Annotated in this window: 14 protein-coding genes, 1 tRNA gene and 1 pseudogene; 15 read left to right on the forward strand and 1 reads right to left on the reverse strand. The window is 72.2% G+C overall.

Going from position 1 to position 21365, the window contains the following annotated elements; translation table 11 throughout:
• Positions 1 to 51 precede the first annotated feature (51 nt).
• The 4 genes and pseudogenes from BMZ82_RS10855 to BMZ82_RS10870 form a co-directional block, all read left to right on the forward strand.
• Positions 52 to 858 carry a type II secretion system F family protein gene (locus BMZ82_RS10855; protein WP_093774231.1) on the forward strand — a complete coding sequence of 269 codons (807 nt, stop codon included), beginning with the start codon at positions 52 to 54 and terminating at the stop codon, positions 856 to 858.
• A gap of 93 nt (positions 859 to 951) precedes the next feature.
• A complete protein-coding gene (locus BMZ82_RS10860; protein ID WP_093774313.1) occupies positions 952 to 1152 on the forward strand; it encodes a DUF4244 domain-containing protein in 201 nt (66 codons plus the stop codon).
• 70 nt (positions 1153 to 1222) lie between these two features.
• Positions 1223 to 1594 (forward strand): TadE family type IV pilus minor pilin, encoded by a 372-nt coding sequence (locus tag BMZ82_RS10865; RefSeq protein ID WP_177244450.1) that lies wholly within the window; start codon positions 1223 to 1225, stop codon positions 1592 to 1594.
• A pseudogene (locus BMZ82_RS10870) lies at positions 1591 to 1905 on the forward strand (Rv3654c family TadE-like protein); the annotation flags it as partial. The gene BMZ82_RS10865 and the pseudogene BMZ82_RS10870, both read left to right, overlap by 4 nt.
• 40 nt (positions 1906 to 1945) lie before the next feature.
• Here the strand turns inward: BMZ82_RS10870 and BMZ82_RS10875 are convergent.
• Positions 1946 to 4531: a DEAD/DEAH box helicase gene (locus tag BMZ82_RS10875; protein ID WP_256251849.1), complete on the reverse strand. Its 2586-nt coding sequence runs from the start codon at positions 4529 to 4531 to the stop codon at positions 1946 to 1948.
• Positions 4532 to 4612: 81 nt separating this feature from the next.
• Here BMZ82_RS10875 and bldG point away from each other — a divergent pair, with 81 nt between their 5' ends.
• From bldG to BMZ82_RS10935, 11 genes are all read left to right on the forward strand, one after another.
• Entirely contained in the window at positions 4613 to 4954 is a 342-nt protein-coding gene (gene bldG / locus BMZ82_RS10880; RefSeq protein WP_009189842.1) for an anti-sigma factor antagonist BldG, read from the forward strand.
• Between the two features lie 118 nt (positions 4955 to 5072).
• On the forward strand, positions 5073 to 5507 hold the full coding sequence (locus BMZ82_RS10885; RefSeq protein WP_093774235.1) for an ATP-binding protein: 435 nt from the start codon (positions 5073 to 5075) through the stop codon (positions 5505 to 5507).
• A gap of 343 nt (positions 5508 to 5850) precedes the next feature.
• Positions 5851 to 8256 carry a sodium-translocating pyrophosphatase gene (locus BMZ82_RS10890; protein ID WP_093774237.1) on the forward strand — a complete coding sequence of 802 codons (2406 nt, stop codon included), beginning with the start codon at positions 5851 to 5853 and terminating at the stop codon, positions 8254 to 8256.
• Positions 8257 to 8450: 194 nt separating this feature from the next.
• Positions 8451 to 9050 (forward strand): small secreted protein, encoded by a 600-nt coding sequence (locus BMZ82_RS10895; RefSeq protein WP_093774239.1) that lies wholly within the window; start codon positions 8451 to 8453, stop codon positions 9048 to 9050.
• Positions 9051 to 9171: 121 nt separating this feature from the next.
• Positions 9172 to 10701 (forward strand): DUF7059 domain-containing protein, encoded by a 1530-nt coding sequence (locus BMZ82_RS10900; RefSeq protein WP_177244451.1) that lies wholly within the window; start codon positions 9172 to 9174, stop codon positions 10699 to 10701.
• Positions 10702 to 10960: 259 nt separating this feature from the next.
• Positions 10961 to 11158, forward strand: a complete 198-nt coding sequence (locus BMZ82_RS10905) for a hypothetical protein (RefSeq protein ID WP_093774243.1) — start codon at positions 10961 to 10963, stop codon at positions 11156 to 11158.
• A 475-nt stretch (positions 11159 to 11633) separates the two neighbouring features.
• A complete protein-coding gene (gene topA / locus BMZ82_RS10915; protein ID WP_093774247.1) occupies positions 11634 to 14498 on the forward strand; it encodes a type I DNA topoisomerase in 2865 nt (954 codons plus the stop codon).
• A 198-nt stretch (positions 14499 to 14696) separates the two neighbouring features.
• On the forward strand, positions 14697 to 17900 hold the full coding sequence (tmk, locus tag BMZ82_RS10920) for a dTMP kinase (RefSeq protein ID WP_093774249.1): 3204 nt from the start codon (positions 14697 to 14699) through the stop codon (positions 17898 to 17900).
• A gap of 205 nt (positions 17901 to 18105) precedes the next feature.
• Positions 18106 to 19311 (forward strand): DNA polymerase III subunit delta', encoded by a 1206-nt coding sequence (locus BMZ82_RS10925; RefSeq protein ID WP_093774251.1) that lies wholly within the window; start codon positions 18106 to 18108, stop codon positions 19309 to 19311.
• 122 nt (positions 19312 to 19433) lie between these two features.
• Entirely contained in the window at positions 19434 to 21011 is a 1578-nt protein-coding gene (locus BMZ82_RS10930) for an alpha/beta hydrolase (RefSeq protein ID WP_093774253.1), read from the forward strand.
• Between the two features lie 276 nt (positions 21012 to 21287).
• Positions 21288 to 21361 (forward strand) — tRNA-Thr (locus BMZ82_RS10935).
• Positions 21362 to 21365: the final 4 nt, after the last annotated feature.

Genomic DNA, 21365 nt, shown 5'->3' on the forward strand with positions numbered 1-21365 from the left:
GGTCGGCGCGGACAGCGGCGACGAGAGGTGGGTGACATGGACGGAGGCGGTATGAGCGCGGAAGTTGTCCACAGGCTGGGGGTGGCCGTGGGGATCGTGGCGGCCCTCTGGTGGCTGGTGCGGTGGCTGGAGACCGTACGACGGGAACGCAGGGCACGGCGGCGGCTGGCCGAGCTGCTGACCTCGGAGACGGCGGCGGACGCCCGGTCCGCCACCGCGCGGAAGGCCGTACGGCGGTGGCTTCCCGAGGTGGCGGTGGTGGGCGCCGGATGGGTGGTGGTCGGCGGCGGCGCCGGGCTCCTGCTGGGGTTGATCGGCGCGGTGGCGCTGGGGCGGTGGCGTCGCCGACAGCAACAGGCGGCCGGTGCCGGTGCGGGCGGGGATGCGGTGAGCGAGGCCGACGCCCGCCTCGCCGCGCGGCAACTACCGCTCGCCGCCGACCTGCTGGCCGCCTGCATCGCGGCCGGCGCCGGTCCGGTCATCGCGGCGCAGGCCGTGGGCGAGGCCCTGGGCGGGCCCGTCGGGGAGGGACTGGCGCGCGGTGCCGCCGAAGTACGGCTGGGCGGCGAACCGGCCACCGCGTGGCGGAGGTTGGCCGCGATGCCGGGCGCGGCGGCCCTGGCCCGGCTGCTGGAGCGGGCCGACGTGTCGGGGCTTCCGGCGGCCGGACCGGTCGCCCGGCTCGCCGCCGACACCCGCGCCGCGTGGGCGCGCGCCGCGACGGCTCGGGCCCGGCGGGCGGCCGTCATGGTCACCGCGCCGGTGGGGCTGTGCTTCCTGCCCGCCTTCATCGCGCTCGGCGTGCTGCCCATCGTGATCGGGCTCGCCGGCGGGGTCCTGGAAGGGGGTGGGCGATGACGGCGCGCCGCCGGTGAACGGCGGAGAGAAGTGACACACGTGATCGAAATCGAAGACGACAGATCAACACGGCTGAAACTCACGGGGGTTGAGATGTACAAGGCGGTACGGGCGCGGCTGCGTGCCCTGGTGTGCAGGGCGCGCAGGGACGCGGGAATGGTGACGTCCGAGTACGCGATGGGGATCGTGGCGGCCGTGGGATTCGCGGTGCTCCTCCACCAGGTGGTGACGAGCGACGTGGTCGCCGCCGCGCTCCAGAACATCGTGAAACGGGCGCTCAGTGCGGGGGCGTGAGCGCGTACGGGAGCGCGGGAGGCGGCCCTCGCGCGCGGGCCGACGGGTGTGCGGCGGGGACCGGGGGTTCGTGACGGCGGAGGCGGCCGTCGTGCTGCCGGTGCTGGTGGCGTTCGCGATGGCGCTGGTGTGGGGGCTGCTCGCGATGGCCGTTCAGATCCGGTGCGTGGACGCGGCCAGGACCGGCGCCCGGGCGGCGGCCCGGCAGGATCCGGCCGCCGAGGTCCTGAAGGCGACCCGGGCGACCGCCCCGCGCGGGGCGCAGGTGACGGTCGGCCGGGAGGGCGACCAGGTCCGCGTGGTGGTCGTGGCCAAGCCACCGGTCCTGGGAGGGCTGCTGCCCTTCGAGGTGCGGGAGGAGGCCGTGGCGGCCGCCGAGGAGGCCGTGGGGGCGGCGCAGGACGCCTCGGGAGCGGCGCCGGACGGGGAGGCCGGGTCATGAGGCTCCGCGCCCGTGGAACGCGCTGTGGAGGGCGTCGTGGAGCGCGTCGTGGGGGCGGGGACCGTGGTTCCGCCACCGTGTGGACCATCGGGGCGATCGCCGTGCTGTGTGTGGTCTTCGGCGGCCTGCTCGCCCTCGGGCAGGCCGTGGCGGTCCGGCACCGGGCCGCGGGCAGCGCCGATCTCGCGGCGCTCGCGGCCGCCGACCACTGGACGGACGGCGTCGAGCGAGCCTGCGCCCGGGCGGACCGGGTGGCCCGGGCACAGGGCGCGCGAGTGGTGCGGTGCGCCGTCGTCGGCGAGATCTCGGACGTGACGGCGGCGTCGGGACGGGGGCTGTTCGCAGCCGAGGTCAGGGCGCGGGCGGGCCCGGCGGAGGCGGCAGACGCGGCGGACCCGATGCTGCCTCAGCCGTCCCCGCCCCATGCCCCTGCTGCTGGTCCTGCCGCTGCTCTTGTTGTACCGCCGCCACCTCCGCCTTCTCCTCGTCCTCGGGAGCCTCCCGTAGGAGTTCCGTGAGGAGGCGTACGGCGCCCCTTTTGTGGAGCGGTTCGTTGCCGTTGCCGCACTTGGGGGACTGGATGCAGGACGGGCAGCCGGCGTCGCACTCGCAGGAGGCGATGGCCTGGCGGGTGGCGGTCAGCCAGGCGCGGGCCGTGTGGAAGGCGCGCTCCGCGAAGCCCGCGCCGCCGGGATGGCCGTCGTAGACGAAGACCGTCGGCAACAGCGTGTCGGGGTGGAGCGGGACCGACACGCCGCCGATGTCCCAGCGGTCGCAGGTCGCGAAGAGGGGCAGCATGCCGATCGAGGCGTGTTCGGCGGCGTGCAGGGCCCCGCCGAGGATCTCGGGGTTGATCCGGGCCGCGTCCAGTTGGTCCTCGGTGACGGTCCACCACACCGCGCGGGTGCGCAACGTACGAGGAGGGAGGTCGAGCTTCGACTCGCCCAGGACTTCACCGGTGATGACACGTCGACGCAGGAAGGAGACGACCTGGTTGGTGACTTCGACCGAGCCGTAGCACAACCGGCCCCGGCCCCACGGGATTTCGACGTCGGTCTCCAGGACGGAGATCGCCGTCGTGTCGCGGGCGACCGTCGAGTACGGCGGGCTGGCCTCCTCGACCAGGGCGACGGAGTCCTCCAGGTCCAGGGAACGCACGAGATACGTGCGGCCCTGGTGGAGGTGGACCGCGCCCTCGTGGACGGTGGTGTGGGCGGCGCTCGCGTCGACCGTGCCCAGCAGCCGGCCCGTGCCCTCCTCGACGACCTGGACCGGGCGGCCGCCCTCGCCGCGTATGTCCGTGAGGTCGGCGGCCCGTTCCCGGCGGGTCCAGTGCCAGGCCTTCGTCCGGCGGCGCAGCAGCTTCGCGGCCTCCAGTTGCGGCAGCAGGCCCTCGGTCTCGGGGCCGAACAGGGCCAGGTCCTCGTCGGTCAACGGGAGTTCGGCGGCCGCCGCGCACAGGTGCGGGGCGAGCACGTAGGGGTTGTCGGGGTCGAGGACCGTCGACTCCACCGGGCGGTCGAACAGCGCCTCCGGGTGGTGGACCAGGAAGGTGTCCAGCGGGTCGTCCCGGGCGACCAGCACCGCCAGCGCCCCCTGCCCGGAGCGGCCCGCGCGGCCCGCCTGCTGCCACAGGGACGCGCGTGTCCCCGGGTAGCCGGCGATCAGGACGGCATCCAGGCCGGAGACGTCGATGCCGAGTTCCAGGGCGGTGGTGGCGGCCAGGCCGAGGAGTTCGCCGGAGTGCAGGGCCTGCTCCAGGGCGCGCCGTTCCTCGGGGAGGTAGCCGCCGCGGTAGGCCGCGACACGCCGGGCGAGTGAGCGGTCGACCTCGGCGAGGCGCTCCTGGGCGATCAGCGCGATCAGCTCCGCGCCGCGCCGGGAGCGGACGAAGGCGACGGTGCGCACGCCCTGGACGGCGAGGTCGGTCAGCAGGTCGGCGGTCTCGGCGGTGGCGGTACGACGGACGGGTGCGCCCTTCTCGCCCTGCATCTCGGTGAGCGGGGGCTCCCAGAGGGCGAACACCAGTTCGCCGCGGGGTGAGGCGTCGTCGGCGACCTCGACCACCGGGAGGCCGGTGAGGCGTCCTGCGGCCACCGCGGGCTCGGCGGCGGTCGCGGAGGCCAGCAGGAAGACCGGGGAGGCGCCGTAGCGGGCGCACAGGCGGCGCAGCCGGCGCAGCACCTGGGCGACGTGGGAGCCGAACACGCCGCGATAGGTGTGGCACTCGTCGATGACGACGTACTTCAGCGATTTCAGGAAGGAGGACCAGCGGGGGTGGGACGGGAGGATGCCCCGGTGCAGCATGTCCGGGTTGGTCAGGACGTAGTTGGCGTACTGGCGGATCCACTCCCGTTCCTCGAACGGCGTGTCGCCGTCGTACACGGCCGGCCGCACCGCGGTGCCGAGAGGTTGTGAAAGTTCCTTCACAGAGCGGCACTGGTCCGCCGCCAGGGCCTTGGTGGGGGCCAGGTAGAGGGTGGTGGCCCCGCGGCCGTTGGGGGCCTCGGAGCCGTCCAGGAGGGCCGAGAGGACCGGCACGAGGTAGGCCAGGGACTTGCCGGACGCGGTGCCCGTGGCGACGACCACCGAGTCGCCGTCGAGGGCGTGCTCGGCGGCGAGGGCCTGGTGCGCCCAGGGGTGTTCGATGCCGCCTGCCTGCACGGCCGCGACGACCTCCGCGCGAATCCGGTCCGGCCAGACGGCATGGCGGCCCTCACGCGGGGGCAAGTGCTCCGTATGAGTGATGCGCGAGGCCCGGCTCGGTCCCGGGGCGAGCCGGTCCAGGATCGCGCTCGGAGACAGGCGGGGCGCGGCCTCCGGCGAGGGTCGATCGGGTCGGTGATTCTTGGCCATCGGCACCGAGTGTGTCACCGGCGTGACGGACAATGGGGCGAAGGCGTCGTGCACGCCTGCCGGTAAGTGATTGAATGCCATCGCGGCTGGCGTACCGTCCCGGGGGCTCCTGCCCAGGTGTTCCGAGGGGCGACCGCTCGATAGCAAGGTGCTGGAGGATCCGTGGACCTGTCTCTGTCGACCCGTACCGTCGGCGATCGTACGGTCGTCGAGGTCGGTGGCGAAATCGACGTATATACCGCGCCCAAGTTGCGCGAGCAGCTCGTCGAGCTGGTGAATGACGGCAATTTCCACCTTGTCGTCGACATGGAGGGCGTGGACTTCCTCGACTCCACCGGACTCGGCGTGCTGGTCGGCGGACTGAAGCGGGTGCGTGCCCATGAGGGCTCGCTCCGCCTGGTCTGCAACCAGGAGCGTATTTTGAAGATCTTCCGCATCACTGGTCTGACCAAGGTGTTCCCGATTCACACCTCGGTCGACGAAGCGGTCGCTGCCACCGACTGACCACCCCGTCCCGGGCCGCCCTGTGCGGCCCGGGCACGGCTGGTCGAACAACATTGGGGGGTCCGGGCTTCGGTGGCCCGGCCCTCCGACAGCACGCCCGTAGTTCCGAGGGGGACGCATGGCCACCGTTGAACTCCGCTTCAGCGCGCTGCCCGAGCACGTCAGGACCGCCCGACTGGTGGCGGCAGCGGTGGCGCGCAGGGCCGGAGTGGACGAGGCCGTCCTCGACGAGGTCAGGCTCGCCGTGGGCGAGGCCTGTACCCGTGCCGTCGGACTGCACCAGAGCGGCGGCATCACCGCGCCCGTGAAGGTGCTGCTGATCGAGGAGGAGAAGCAGTTCTCCATCGAGGTCGGCGACGAAGCGCCACGCTCGGCTCCCGGCGACCGGGTGCCCGGCTCCGGCGCGGACGCCGACGCGGAGGCCGAGGAGGACGAGATGGGTCTCGCGGTCATCAGCGGCCTCGTCGACGACGTGGAGGTCACCGCCGGGGAGCACGGCGGGCTGATCCGTATGACCTGGCCGAGCGCATCGGCGACCGTACCGCTGCCCTGAGCCGCGTCTGCCGACCGACGCGTCCGGCGACCCGACCGCGTCCGGCGACTTTTCTTACCCGAAGGGCCCTACCTCGTAGGGCCCTTCGGCGTGTGCGGACCCGGGGGAGCGCGCTTACAGTGGTTCCGTGAAATAAATCTTGGAATATCGGAATCCTGAGTGTCGTGAATTGATTCACGATCGGCCCTAGTCGTCTCCTGGCGATCTCCAATGGCCCGAAGGCATTACCGTGCGGGTTTTGCGGGTGCCGGTTAATTCCGTTTACCGTGCTCTGTTTTGATCGGGGTCCGGTACCTACAATCCGTCCACATCTTGAGCTCAGCCCAAGCGTCAAGGAGGACGAATGGCGGGGCTTTCTACCCCTCAGCGACTGGATCACCCCACAACCCTCGCGGCAGCGGTGCTGACCGACGGGAACCGGCTGCTCGTGGTGGTCATCGCGGTCGTCGCGCTGGCTGCGCTCGTGGTCGCGGGCGTGCTGCTGCGCCAGGTACTCGCGGCCGGCGAGGGCACCGACAGCATGAAGAAGATCGCGACGGCGATCCAGGAAGGCGCCAACGCCTATCTGGCCCGCCAACTGCGCACACTCGGCGTATTCGCCGTGGTCGTGTTCTTCCTGCTCCTGCTGCTGCCCGCGGACGACTGGGATCAGCGCGCCGGACGATCGATCTTCTTCCTGATCGGTGCGGGGTTCTCGGCGGCCACCGGTTATATCGGCATGTGGCTCGCCGTGCGCAGTAATGTGCGCGTCGCCGCGGCGGCCCGGGAAGCGACTCCGGCGGAAGGTGAACCGGAAAAGGATCTCACCGCCGTCTCGCACAGGGCAATGAAGATCGCATTCCGTACGGGCGGCGTCGTCGGCATGTTCACGGTCGGGCTCGGACTGCTCGGCGCCGCCTGCGTGGTGCTGGTGTACGCGGCCGACGCGCCGAAGGTGCTGGAGGGCTTCGGACTCGGCGCGGCCCTGATCGCCATGTTCATGAGGGTCGGCGGCGGCATCTTCACCAAGGCCGCCGACGTCGGCGCCGACCTGGTCGGCAAGGTCGAGAAGGGCATCCCGGAGGACGATCCGCGCAACGCCGCGACCATCGCCGACAACGTGGGCGACAACGTCGGCGACTGCGCGGGCATGGCGGCCGACCTCTTCGAGTCGTACGCCGTGACCCTGGTCGCCGCGCTGATCCTCGGCAAGGTGGCCTTCGGCGACGCGGGCCTCGCCTTCCCGCTGCTGGTGCCCGCGATCGGCGTGCTCACGGCCATGGTCGGCATCTTCGCGGTCGCCCCGCGCCGGACCGACCGCAGTGGCATGTCCGCGATCAACCGGGGCTTCTTCATCTCCGCGGTGATCTCGCTGGTCCTGGTGGCCGTGGCGGTCTACGTCTATCTGCCGGGCAGGTACGCCGACCTCGACGGTGTCACCGACCCGGCGATCCTGGGCAAGAACGGCGACCCGCGGGTCCTCGCCCTCGTCGCGGTGGCGATCGGGATCGTCCTGGCCGCCGTCATCCAGCAGTTGACGGGCTACTTCACCGAGACCACGCGCCGCCCGGTGCGCGACATCGGCAAGTCGTCGCTGACCGGCCCCGCCACCGTCGTCCTCGCCGGAATCTCCGTCGGGCTCGAATCGGCCGTCTACACCGCGCTGCTGATCGGCCTGGGCGTGTACGGGGCGTTCCTGCTCGGCGGTACGTCGATCATGCTGGCGCTGTTCGCGGTGTCGCTGGCCGGCACCGGGCTGCTCACCACGGTCGGTGTGATCGTCGCGATGGACACCTTCGGGCCGGTCTCCGACAACGCGCAGGGCATCGCCGAGATGTCCGGTGACGTCGAGGGCGCGGGCGCGCAGGTGCTCACCAACCTCGACGCCGTCGGCAACACCACCAAGGCCATCACCAAGGGCATCGCCATCGCCACCGCAGTCCTGGCCGCGTCGGCGCTCTTCGGGTCGTACCGGGACGCCATCACGACCGGCGCGCAGGACGTCGGCGAGAAACTCTCCGGGGCGGGCGCGCCGATGAGCCTGATGATGGACATCTCGCAGCCCAACAACCTCGTCGGCCTCATTGCGGGCGCGGCGGTCGTCTTCCTCTTCTCGGGGCTGGCGATCAACGCGGTGGCGCGGTCGGCGGGTTCCGTGGTGTTCGAGGTGCGGCGGCAGTTCCGCGAGCACCCCGGGATCATGGACTACAGCGAGGAGCCGGAGTACGGCAAGGTCGTCGACATCTGCACCCGGGACGCGCTGCGCGAACTGGCCACCCCGGGGCTGCTCGCCGTCCTGGCGCCGGTGTTCATCGGCTTCACGCTCGGGGTCGGCGCGCTGGGCGCGTTCCTGGCGGGCGCGATCGGCACGGGCACGCTGATGGCCGTCTTCCTCGCCAACTCCGGCGGCGCGTGGGACAACGCCAAGAAGCTCGTCGAGGACGGCCACCACGGCGGCAAGGGCAGCGAGGCCCACGCGGCCACGGTGATCGGGGACACGGTCGGCGACCCCTTCAAGGACACCGCCGGCCCCGCGATCAACCCGCTGCTGAAGGTCATGAACCTCGTCGCGCTGCTCATCGCGCCCGCCGTGATCAAGTTCAGCTACGGCGACGACCGGAGCATCGGCGTACGGATCCTGATCGCGGCCCTCGCGCTCGTCGTCGTCGTGGTCGCCGTGTACGTCTCCAAGCGGCGCGGCATCGCCGTGGGGGACGAGGACAACGCCGACACGTCGTCCAAGTCGCCGGACGCGGCGGTGGTTTCGTAGACCCGCTCATCGGGTCCCGGTCCAAAGGGCGGGCGGACGGCGCGTGTTGACGCGTGGTCCGCCCGCTGTGTCGTTCGTGTGTCGGTGCCGTGAGGCTTCTCTCTCTTGGTGCAAACAGCTTCAATAAACCTCATAGTGGACATTCGTTCTGGGGGTGTCGGCCGGTTGGCGTGTATGTTCCGGGGCCGAGAGCCATGGAAGGGACCAATCCGGTGAACAAGAAGCTCGCGGCCGCACTGTCCGGCGGTGCGGTACTGGTACTGGCGCTGTCGGGATGCAGCAGTGACGACGGCAACAAGGAGCTCGACGCCTGGGCCAAGCAGGTCTGCGACGCGCTGCCGGCCCAGGACGCGAAGGTCGATGCCGCCAACGCCGCGATCAAGCAGGCCGCGACCGACAACAACGCTCCCGCGAACGTCCAGAAGACGGACTCGCAGGCCTTCCAGGACATGTCCGACGCCTACAGCGCGCTCGCACAGGCCGTCCAGAAGGCCGGGACGCCGCCCGGTGTCGACGACGCCGAGAAGAAGCAGAAGGACGCCGTCTCGGCGCTCACCACCCTCTCGACCTCCTACGCGGCCCTGAAGCGGCAGGTCGACGCGCTGGACACGAAGAACCAGGCGAAGTTCGCCGACGGCCTCCAGGACATCGCCACCGACCTCGGCAAGCTCAGCAGGAGCGGCAACACCGCGCTGAAGAACCTCGAGCAGGGCGACGTCAAGGACGCCATGGCCAAGCAGGAAAGCTGCAAGCAGGTGGCCGCCTCCGCCTCGGCCCGCGCGACGACGAGCTGAGCCCGCGCGCGATGAGTGGCTGAGGCCGGGCTACCCCGAGCCGGGGCCGGGGCCGGGGCCGGGTGGCCGGAGAGCGGCATCCGTCCGGGCGGGTGAGCGGTGACGGGAGACAATGGGGGGCGTGAGTAACGCCACCCTGCCTCCCCTGTCCCCCCTGCCCTCCGCCGACCGGCCCGACGTCGCCGCGCGGCTGCGCGAGTCGCTGCTCGCGGCCTCCTTCACCGCGGACGGTCTCCTCGAACTGCTCGGCGCCCCCGCCTACGCGGCCCTGGCCCGCAGCGAGACCGTGCCCGCGCTGCGCGCGACCCGCGGGGACACGCCGCTGGAGGCGCTCGTCCGCCTCTTCCTGCTCCAGCAGCCCGTGCCGCACGCGCGCGTGGCGGAGTTTTTGCCGGTACGCGCGTGCGTGGACGCCGGCTGGCTCGTCCCCACGGGCGACGACGAGGTCGCCGCGGCCGTCGACGTACGGCCCTACGGCGGGCCGGACGGCGAGGACTGGTTCATCGTGTCCGACCTGGGATGCGCGGTCGGCGGCGCCGGTGGCATCGGCAGCAAGGACGAGGGAGTCGTCCTGGGCGTCGGCGGCGCGTCGACGACCCTCGCCGGCATCACCGTCCGCAGGCCCGTCACCGCCGCCCTCGACCTCGGCGCCGGGTCCGGCATCCAGGCGCTGCACGCCGCCCAGCACGCCACGCGCGTGACGGCGACCGACCTCAACCCGCGCGCGCTGCACTGCACCGCGCTCACGCTCGCGCTGTCCGGCGCCCCGGCCGCGGACCTGCGCGAGGGCTCGCTGTTCGAACCGCTCCCGGACGACGGGACGTACGACCTGATCGTGTCGAACCCGCCGTTCGTGATCTCGCCCGGCGCCCGCCTGACCTACCGGGACGGCGGGATGGGCGGGGACGATCTGTGCCGCTCGCTCGTTCAAGGGGCGGGGGAACGGCTGAACGACGGCGGGTTCGCGCAGTTCCTCGCCAACTGGCAGCACGTGGAAGGGGAGGACTGGCAGGACAGGCTCAGGTCGTGGGTGCCGCGCGGGTGCGACGCCTGGATCGTGCAGCGCGAGGTGCAGGACGTCACGCAGTACGCCGAGCTCTGGCTGAGGGACGCCGGCGATCACCGGGGCGACCCGGCCGAGTACCAGGCGCACTACGACGCATGGCTGGACGAGTTCGAGGCGCGCAAGGTGAAGGCCGTCGGCTTCGGCTGGATCACGCTGCGCAAGACGGCTGCCGTGGAGCCCGTGATCACGGTCGAGGAGTGGTCGTACGCGGTCGAACAGCCGCTCGGCGACGCGGTCGCGGCGCACTTCGAGCGGCTCGACTACCTGCGCGCGCACGACGACGCGGCCCTGCTCGCCGGGCGCTTCCGGCTGGTCACGGAGGTCGTCCAGGAACAGGTCGGGCTGCCCGGCGCCGAGGACCCGGAGCACGTCGTGCTGCGCCAGCACCGCGGCATGCGCCGGGCCACCAAGGTGGACACGGTCGGCGCGGGCTTCGCGGGCGTGTGCGACGGCTCGCTGAGCGCCGGCCGGATCCTCGACGCCATCGCGCAACTGGTGGGTGAGGATCCGGTCTCCCTACGGGACCGCACGCCCGCCCAGATCCGCCTGCTGGTGGAGCAGGGGTTCCTCGAACCGGCCGAGTGACCTGGTCGTGCCTGGTCGTGGCCGGCGGTGACCCTGTGGGGTGAAGAGGGCGTGGGGTGAGGAGGCCGTCCGGAACGGGGCGCGATTCCGTCCCCATCCCCATCCCCGTCCCCGTCCGTCGGTCGGAGGGTTCGGGCGAGCCCTCCGCGTCCACCCGTAGTCCCGGCATTCACCCAGGGTTCGCCGGGTCGCCGTCCGCGCGTGGCAGCCTCCCGGGGCGGGGGCATGCGCGGGTGGGAGAAAAGGGGCGCGGGCGATCATGGAGACTGGGTCGGCGATCTTCGCGGGAACGGTGTTCGCACTGTTCGGGGGCGCGCTGCTGGTGTGGGCCGCGGTCCGGGTGTGGCACCGCGAACCCGTGGCCGACGGTGTGAGCCCTGTCGCATCGGCGAGCCTCGCGACCGTCGCCGCGGTCGTCGCGCTGGCCGCCGAAACCTGGTGCTTCACCCAGTTCTGAAACCGCCCCCGGGACCGCTCCCGGGAGTGCCTCCAAGGCGGCCTTCGGGACGGCCTTCGTGACGACCTCCGGGGGCACTCCCCGGGCCGCCTCCGAGCCCGCCCCGGGACCGACTTCGGATCCGACCGCGGAACTGCTCCGGTACCACTTCGGGACGACTTCGGCACGACTTGGGAACGACTTGCGGACGGACCCGGCGATCGACTTCGAGGGTCCCGTCGCCCCTGTGCGAACCGCTTGAGCGTGGTCACGCCGGTAAAGGGGAAGGCGCGTTCCGGTCGCATGGAAAAGGACCGGTCGGTACTCCGGGCGGCAGGAATGGCGGTAGTCGGGTTACCGTTCGAGTGGCCGTTGCGGGCTTTTCCCGTTTGACACGGGGGCGGGATGTACCGTCACACTCCGCAGCGTCACCATGACCCGACCCCGGGAGCAAGGCCTGGGGAGGCCCCAGCGTCGACCGGAGAGATGAGCGAAGTTGTCCCCGACCAGCGAGACCGCAAAGGGCGGCCGCCGACTCGTGATCGTCGAGTCGCCTGCCAAGGCGAAGACCATCAAGGGTTACCTCGGCCCCGGCTACATCGTCGAGGCCAGCGTCGGGCACATCCGCGACCTTCCCAACGGCGCCGCGGAGGTGCCGGATTCGTACACCGGCGAGGTCCGCCGCCTCGGTGTGGACGTCGAACACGACTTCCAGCCGATCTATGTGGTCAACGCCGACAAGCGGGCGCAGGTCAAGAAGCTCAAGGACCTCCTCAAGGAGTCCGACGAACTCTTCCTCGCCACCGATGAGGACCGGGAGGGCGAGGCGATCGCCTGGCACCTCCAGGAAGTCCTCAAGCCCAAGATCCCCGTCAAGCGGATGGTCTTCCACGAGATCACCAAGGACGCGATCCGGGCCGCCGTCGCCAACCCGCGCCAGCTCAACCAGAAGCTCGTCGACGCCCAGGAGACCCGCCGCATCCTCGACCGCCTCTACGGCTACGAGGTCTCGCCGGTCCTGTGGAAGAAGGTCATGCCGCGCCTGTCGGCCGGCCGCGTCCAGTCCGTCGCCACACGACTTGTGGTCCAGCGGGAACGCGAGCGCATCGCGTTTCGTTCCGCTGAGTACTGGGACCTGACGGGCACCTTCGCGACCGGCCGCGCGGGAGACACGTCGGACCCGTCGTCGCTGGTCGCCCGCCTCCAGGCCGTCGACGGCAGGCGAGTCGCACAGGGCCGCGACTTCGACTCCCTGGGACAACTCAAGAGCGCGAACATCCTCCACCTCGACGAGGCGAACGCCCGCGCCCTGGCCGCCGCCCTGGAGAACACCCGCTTCGCCGTCCGGTCCGTCGAGTCCAAGCCGTACCGCCGCTCGCCGTACGCCCCGTTCCGTACGACGACGCTGCAGCAGGAGGCGAGCCGCAAGCTCGGCTTCGGCGCGAAGGCCACCATGCAGGTCGCGCAGAAGCTGTACGAGAACGGCTACATCACCTACATGCGTACGGACTCCACGACCCTGAGCGAGACGGCGATCACCGCCGCCCGCGCCCAGGTCACGCAGTTGTACGGCGCCGAGTACCTGCCGGCGCAGCCGCGCACGTACGCCGGGAAGGTCAAGAACGCGCAGGAGGCGCACGAGGCGATCCGCCCCTCGGGTGATCGTTTCCGCACGCCTGCCGAGACGGGCCTGACCGGCGACCAGTTCAAGCTCTACGAGCTGATCTGGAAGCGGACGGTCGCCTCCCAGATGAAGGACGCGGTCGGCAACAGCGTCACCGTGAAGATCGCCGGCGCGGCGGCCGACGGCCGGGACGTCGAGTTCAGCGCCTCCGGCAAGACGATCACCTTCCACGGCTTCCTGAAGGCGTACGTCGAGGGCGCCGACGACCCGAACGCCGAGCTGGACGACCGCGAGCGCCGCCTGCCGCAGGTCGCCGAGGGCGACGCCCTCAGCGTCGAGGAGGTCACGGTCGACGGGCACGCCACCAAGCCCCCGGCCCGCTACACCGAGGCGTCGCTCGTCAAGGAGCTCGAAGAGCGCGAGATCGGCCGCCCGTCGACGTACGCGTCGATCATCGGCACGATCCTCGACCGCGGCTATGTGTTCAAGAAGGGCACGGCGCTCGTCCCGTCCTTCCTGTCCTTCGCCGTGGTCAACCTCCTGGAGAAGCACTTCGGGCGGCTCGTCGACTACGACTTCACCGCCAAGATGGAGGACGACCTCGACGCCATCGCGCGTGGCGAGGCCCAGTCGGTGCCGTGGCTGAAGCGGTTCTACTTCGGCGAGGGCGCGGGCAAGGGCGGCGCGGCCGACGCCGGGAACGGCGACGGGGACCACCTCGGCGGCCTCAAGGAGCTGGTGACCGACCTGGGTGCGATCGACGCCCGCGAGGTGTCGTCGTTCCCCGTGGGCAGCGACATCGTGCTGCGGGTCGGGCGTTACGGCCCCTACATCGAGCGCGGCGAGAAGGACTCCGAGGGCCACCAGCGCGCGGACGTCCCCGAGGATCTCGCGCCGGACGAGCTGTCGGTCGAGTACGCGGAGGAGCTGCTCGCCAAGCCGAGCGGCGACTTCGAGCTGGGCGCCGACCCGGAGTCGGGCCACCAGATCATCGCCCGAGACGGCCGCTACGGCCCGTACGTCACCGAGGTGCTCCCCGAGGGCACCCCGAAGACCGGCAAGAACGCCGTCAAGCCGCGTACGGCCTCGCTGTTCAAGTCGATGTCGCTCGACACGGTGACGCTCGCGGACGCCCTCAAGCTGATGTCGCTGCCCCGCGTCGTCGGCAAGGACGCCGAGGGCGTGGAGATCACCGCGCAGAACGGCCGCTACGGGCCGTACCTGAAGAAGGGCACGGACTCCCGCTCGCTGACGGCCGAGGACCAGCTCTTCACGATCACCCTCGAAGAGGCGCTGGAGATCTACTCCCAGCCCAAGCAGCGTGGCCGGGCCGCCGCCAAGCCGCCGCTGAAGGAGCTGGGCGCGGACCCGGTCAGCGGCAAGCCGGTCGTCGTCAAGGACGGCCGTTTCGGGCCGTACGTCACCGACGGGGAGACCAACGCGACCCTGCGCTCCGGCGACAGCGTCGAGGAGATCACCCCGGAGCGCGGCTTCGAGCTGCTCGCCGAGAAGCGCGCCAAGGCGCCGGCCAAGAAGACGGCCAAGAGGGCTCCCGCGAAGAAGGCGACGGCGAAGAAGGCTGCCGCCCCGGCGAAGAAGACGGCCGCCAAGAAGACCGCCGCGAAGACGACCACGGCCAAGAAGGCGACCACGGCGAAGAAGACGGCCGCGAAGAAGGCGACGGCTTCCCCGTCCCCGTCCTCGTCGTCCGGCACGTCGTCCTCGTCGGAGGACTGATCGACTTCGTCGGAGATTGATCGGCCTCCGGTGGAGGATGATCGGCCTTCGGCGGAGGGTGATCAACGGCTGACCTGAGCCACGGTTTCTTCACGGTGGGTTCGCGAAACGAACGCCCCGGCATCACTTTGGTGTCGGGGCGGTCGTACAGGTGGCCGGGGGCCTCGGACTGTCAGTCCTGGCCGATAGGCTGAAAGCATGACGCGAGCCGAGCAGCCAACGGCCCACCACCCGGCCCCGGACAACGCCCTGGTGGCGGACTCCCGCGAGCGCGCCGTGCGCGCCCTGTTGCGTGAGCCGCAGCTCAAGCGGCTCTGGAGCGCGCAGTTGGTGGGTGGTGTGGGAGACGCCCTCGCACTCCTGGTGTTCGTCCTCCTCGTCCTCCAGGCGGCCATCGCCGAGGGCGCCTTCGGAGGCGGCTACCGGGGCGTGGCGTTCGCAGTGGCGATCGTCTTCGGGGTACGCATTCTGGCCACCCTGCTCTTCGGCGCCGTCCTGCTGGGCCCGCTCACCTCACTGACCTCACCGGACGGCCCGCTCGACCGCCGCTGGACCATGGTCGGCGCCGACGGGCTGCGCGCCGTGCTGCTGATCGTCGCGCCCCTGTGGATCGACTGGACGCCGGGCGACGCCCTGGCCCTGCTGTTCGTCACGGTCTTCGTGACGGGCGTCGCCGAGCGGTTCTGGACGGTCGCCCGGGAGAGCGCGGCCCCCGCCCTGCTGCCCGCCCCGCCCCTCGAGGGCGCGACCGTACGCCCGCTGCCGGACCACCTGGACGCCCTGCGCCGGCTGTCGCTGCGCACGGTCTTCGTGACGATCCCGCTCGGCGCGGCCACGCTGGTCGTCGCGGCCCTGATCAACAATCTGCTGGGCGCCGGGATCGCCTGGTTCGGCCAGCACCAGGCGGCCCTCGCCTCGTACGTCGCAGGGGGGCTGTTCGCCGGGTCCCTGTCCATCGTGACGTTCCTGGAGCTGCCCAAGACCCGCACCCCGCGCGCGCGGTCGCCGCTCGAAGGACTGCGCCGCCCCAGGACCGCCACCGGCGTCGACGCGGGCCGCACGGGCGCGATCCCGCTGCTGGTCCTCGCCTGCGCCGCCGTCGCCGGGGCGATCGCCGCCGCCGTCGCCGTGGCCGTGCTGCACGCCAAGGACCTCGGCGGCGGCCCGGTGCTGTACGGGCTGCTCGTGCTCGGGCTGACCGGCGGCGTCGTCGGCGGCGTGCGCATGGCACCGAAGGTGCTGGTGTCGCTGTCGCGGCGGCGGCTGCTCGCGCTGGCCATCGCCTTCACCGGCGTGGCCCTGCTGGCCGCCGGGCTGGTCCCGGACGTCACCAGCGTCGTCCTGATCGTGGCCCTGGCCGGCGTCGGCGCGGGCGTCGCCGCCAACACCGGGCACGCGCTGCTCGACCAGGAGGTGGAGGAGCACCGCCGGACCCGTACGACGGAGCACCTGCACGCGGTCGTGCGGGTCCTCGTGGCGCTGGGCGCGCTGATCGCCCCGCTGGTGGCCGCGCTCATCGGGCCGCACCGGCTGGAGAACGGCAAGTTCGTGTTCGCGCACGGCGGAGCCGCGTTCACGCTGATGCTGGTCGGCGCGCTGCTGCTACCGGTCGCCGCACTGGTGCTGGCCAAGGTCGACGACCGCGCGGGCGTACCCCTGCGGAAGGACCTGCGGGACGCGCTGCTGGGCGGCGACGACCCGGTGCAGACCCAGGCCGGGACCGGCTTCTTCATCGCCCTGGAGGGCGGCGACGGGGCTGGCAAGTCCACCCAGGCCGAGGCGCTCGCCGAGTGGATCAGGGCCAAGGGGCACGAGGTCGTCCTCACGCGCGAGCCGGGGGCCACACCCGTGGGCAAGCGGCTGCGCTCGATCCTGCTGGACGTCTCCAGCGCAGGTCTCTCGCACCGCGCGGAGGCGCTGCTGTACGCGGCGGACCGCGCGGAGCACGTCGACACGGTCGTCCGGCCCGCCCTGGAGCGCGGCGCGGTGGTGATCACCGACCGGTACGTCGACTCGTCCGTGGCCTACCAGGGCGCCGGCCGCGACCTGTCCCCGACCGAGATCGCGCGGATCTCGCGCTGGGCGACGAACGGCCTGGTGCCGCATCTGACCGTCCTGCTGGACGTGTCCCCGGAGGCCGCCCGCGAGCGCTTCACGGAGGCCCCGGACCGGCTGGAGTCGGAGCCCGCGGAGTTCCACGCGCGCGTGCGCTCCGGTTTCCTCACGCTGGCCGCCGCCGACCCGGGCCGCTACCTGGTGGTCGACGCGGCCCAGGAGCCCGAGGCCGTCACGGCCGTCGTCCGGCACCGCCTCGACCAACTGCTGCCCCTGTCCGAGGCCGAGATCAAGGCCCAGGAGGAGGCGCGCAGGAAGGCCGAGGAGGACGCCCGCCGCAAGGCCGAGGAAGAGGCCGCGCGCAAGGCCGAGGAGGAGCGCCTGGAGCGCGAGCGTCAGGAGCAGCTCGCCAAGCTGCGCGCCGAGGAGGAGGAGCGCAAGCGGCGCGAGCTGGAGGAGGCGCAGCGGCGCGAGGCCGAACGGCAGGCCGAGGAGGCCCGGCTGCGCGCCGAGGAGGCCCGCAGGCGTGCCGAGGAGGAGCGGGTCCGGCTCCTCGCGGAGGAGAAGGCACGCGCCGAGGAGGAGGTCCGCCGTAAGGCGGAGGAGGAGCGGCGCCGCAAGCAGGCCGCGGAGGAGGCCCGGCTGCGCGCCGAGGCCGAGGCGCTGCGCGTGGAGAAGCAGCGCAAGGCCGAGGAGGCGCTGCTGCGTGCCGAGGCGGCCCGCCGCGCGGCGGAGCAGGCCGCGGCGGCGGCACAGGTCGGCCCGAAGCCGCCGCGCCCCACGCCCCCGCCGGAGGCGGTGACCGTGCCGACGCCGGTGGTGGATCCGAGGAAGACGAACACGCCGGGCGGCTCGGTGGACGAGACGGCGGTGCTGCCGCGGATCCGGATGGACAAGGAACCCACGCAGTCGCAGCCGCAGCCGCCGTCCTCTCGGACGTCCGGCAAGCCCGCGGGCTCCGCCGGGGGAGCCGACGGCGAGGTGACGGCCGAACTGCCGCAGCCGTCGGTGCCGCCGGGTGCCGCGGACGACACGGCGGTGCTGCCTCCGGTGCGCGAGGAGAGCCCCGAGGAGGAGACGGCCGTACTGCCTCCGGTGCGGGGCGGGAACCCCTCGGACCGGGTGCCGCCGGGCTACTTCCGCGACGAGCAGAGCGAGCGCACGCGTGAGCTGCCGCAGGTCGACGAGCAGGGCGCGCCCCGGCAGCGGCCCCGTTCGGACTGGGCCGAGGAGACCCCGCTCGACGACCTGCCCTCCCTGGCGGACGAACTGCTGGGACCGCACCGGGACGAGGACGGGTACGACGAGGGCCGCGGCGGCGGCCGGGGCGGTGGCCGACGGCGCTGAGCATCGTTCTGCGGCCCGCGGCCCGGACCGTCGCCCGATTGTCAGTGGCGCCCCGCACAATGGGATCCGCGACGCGAAACGGGACGAAGACGCAGGCGATCGCGAAGGCGATGACGAAGACGCAGGCGACGGTCACGGTGACGCCGATGACGACGGCGATGGCGACGGCGAAGGCGATGACGACGGCGAAAGGGCGGTGTGACGGATGACCGTGTGGGACGACCTCGTCGGGCAGGAGAGGGTGAGCGAGCAGTTGGCCGCCGCCGCCCGGGACGCCGACGCGCTCGTCACCGCGGTCACCTCCGGCACGCCGCCGCCCGAGGCGTCGAAGATGACGCACGCCTGGCTGTTCACGGGCCCGCCCGGCGCCGGCCGCGCCCAGGTGGCGCGGGCGTTCGCCGCCGCGCTGCAGTGCGTGAGCCCGGACCGGGCACTCGGCGGCGCCCCCGGCTGCGGTTTCTGCGACGGCTGCCATACGGCGCTCATCGGCACCCACGCGGACGTCAGCACCGTCGCCGCCGTCGGCTCGCAGATCCTCGCCGAGGACATGCGCGACACCGTCCGCAAGTCGTACACCTCGCCCGCCACGGGCCGCTGGCAGGTCATCCTCGTGGAGGACGCCGAGCGGCTGAACGAGAAGTCCGCCAACGCCGTCCTGAAGGCGGTCGAAGAGCCCGCCCCGCGCACGGTCTGGCTGCTCTGCGCACCCTCCCTGGAGGACGTGCTGCCCACCATCCGCTCCCGCTGCCGCCATCTGAACCTGCGCACGCCCTCCGTCGACGCCGTCGCCGACATGCTCGTACGGCGCGAGGGCATCGAGCCGGCCGTGGCCGCGGCCGCCGCCCGGGCCACGCAGGGCCACGTCGACCGGGCCCGGCGTCTGGCCACCGACCCCGCCGCCCGCCAGCGCCGCGCGGCCGTGCTGAAACTGCCCCTGCGCGTCGACGACATCGGCGGCTGCCTCAGAGCCGCCCAGGAGCTGGTCGACGCGGCCACCGAAGACGCCAAGCAGCTCGCGGAGGAGATGGACGGCAAGGAGACCGAGGAGCTGAAGGCGGCGATGGGCGCGTCCCAGGGCGGCCGGATGCCGCGCGGCACGGCGGGCGTGATGAAGGACCTCGAGGACAAGCAGAAGCGCCGCAGGACGCGCACGCAGCGCGACAGCCTCGACCTCGCGCTCACCGACCTGACCGCCTTCTACCGCGACGTCCTCGCCCTCCAGCTCGGCTCGCGCGTCGCGATCGCCAACGCGGACGCCGAGGACGCGTTGGAGCGGCTCGCCCGCGGCAGCAGACCGGAGAGCACCCTCCGCCGCATCGAGGCCATCGCCGCGTGCAGACAGTCCCTCGACCGCAATGTGGCTCCGCTGCTGGCGGTGGAGGCGATGACGATGGCGCTGCGAGCGGGGTGACGTCGGTGGCGGGGCGTCTCCCTGGGGTGGGTGACGGTCGGCCGGGGTTGACGGGGTCACTCGTCCGTGGCGGTTTGCGTACGTAAGGCATGTGCGCCGTCGCGCAGAGTTACGCTCGATGGATGTACATGAGGTGCTCCCCCCGCAGGCTCCGTACCGGCGTCACCCTGCTCTCCCTCGCCGCGCTGCTCGTGTCCGGCTGCTCGGCGGCGGGGTCGACGAGTTCCGCCGGTTCGACGGCGGTGGCGGCGCTCGTCGCGCTGCCGCGGGCCACGCCGTCGGCGCTGTCGCCGTACTACGGGCAGAAGTTGAGCTGGCGTAGCTGCGGGGTCCCCGGCTTCGAGTGCGCCACGATGAAGGCGCCGCTCGACTATGCCCAGCCGGGCGCGGGCGACGTCCGGCTCGCGGTCGCCCGCAAGAAGGCGACGGGCCGGGGCAAGCGGCTCGGCTCGCTGCTGGTGAACCCGGGCGGACCGGGCGGCTCGGCGGTCGGCTACCTCCAGCAGTACGCCGGCATCGGGTACCCCGCCGAGGTCCGCGCCCGCTACGACATGGTCGCCGTCGACCCGCGCGGCGTGGCCCGCAGCGAGCCCGTGGAGTGCCTGGGCGGGCGCGCGATGGACGCGTACACGCAGACGGACACCACCCCCGACGACCCGCGCGAGACCGGCGAACTCGTCGACGCGTACAAGGAGTTCGCGGAAGGGTGCGGCGCGCACGAGCCGCGGCTGCTGCGGCACGTCTCCACCGTGGAGGCGGCCCGCGACATGGACATCCTGCGCGCGGTCCTGGGCGACGCGAAGCTGACGTACGTGGGGGCGTCGTACGGGACGTTCCTCGGGGCGACGTACGCGGGCCTGTTCCCGGAGCGGGTCGGCCGGCTCGTCCTGGACGGCGCGATGGACCCGTCGCTGCCCGCCCGGCAGTTGAACCTGGACCAGACGGCGGGGTTCGAGACGGCGTTCCAGTCCTTCGCGAAGGACTGCGTACGGCAGCCCGACTGCCCGCTCGGCGGCAAGGGCACCACGCCCGCCAAGGTCGGCGAGAACCTCAAGGCCTTCTTCCGCAAGCTCGACGCGCACCCGATCCCCACCGGCGACCCGGACGGCCGCAGGCTCGGCGAGGCCCTCGCCACCACCGGCGTGATCGCCGCGATGTACGACGAGAGCACATGGGCGCAGTTGCGCGAGTCGCTGACCTCGGCGATGAAGGAGAACGACGGCGCGGGCCTGCTCGTCCTCTCCGACAGCTACTACGAGCGCGACGCCGACGGCCGCTACGCCAACCTGATGGCCGCCAACGCCGCCGTGAACTGCCTGGACCTCCCCGCCGCGTTCACCCGCCCCGACCAGGTGGAAAAGGCGCTGCCGTCCTTCGAGAAGGCGTCCCCGGTCTTCGGCGAGGGCCTCGCCTGGGCCTCCCTGAGCTGCGCGTACTGGCCGGTGAAGCCCACCGGCGAGCCGCACCGCATCGAGGCGAAGGGCGCCGCCCCGATCGTCGTCGTCGGCACCACCCGCGACCCGGCGACGCCCTACCGCTGGGCCCAGTCCCTCGCCGCCCAACTGGCCTCGGGCCGCCTCCTCACCTACGTCGGCGACGGCCACACCGCCTACGGCCGCGGCAGCGCCTGCATCGACTCCACGATCAACACCTACCTCCTCCGAGGCACGCCTCCCACTTCGAAGAAACGCTGCTCATAGGTTTACGGGTGCCTATGGGCGACCCTTGGCCCGCCCTTGGTCCACCCTCGGACGGGTCGCCGCCGGGAGTGCCTCCGCGGGTGCCGTCGGGAGTGCCTGCGGGGGTGCCTGCGGGGGTGCTGCCGCGGGCGACCAGGGGCGTTCGATGGGCGGTGCAGGGCAGGTCCAGGCCCGGTCCAGAGCCGGTCCAGGGGTGGTCCAGGGGTGGTTCGGAGCACCCTCGGAAACTGTGTAGACTTACCGACGTTGCTGATCGCACCATGGTGCGGACAGCGCGCCGCCTTAGCTCAGATGGCCAGAGCAACGCACTCGTAATGCGTAGGTCTCGGGTTCGAATCCCGAAGGCGGCTCTGT

This window comes from Streptomyces sp. yr375 (assembly GCF_900110755.1).
In the GTDB taxonomy this organism is placed as follows: Bacteria; Actinomycetota; Actinomycetes; order Streptomycetales; family Streptomycetaceae; genus Streptomyces.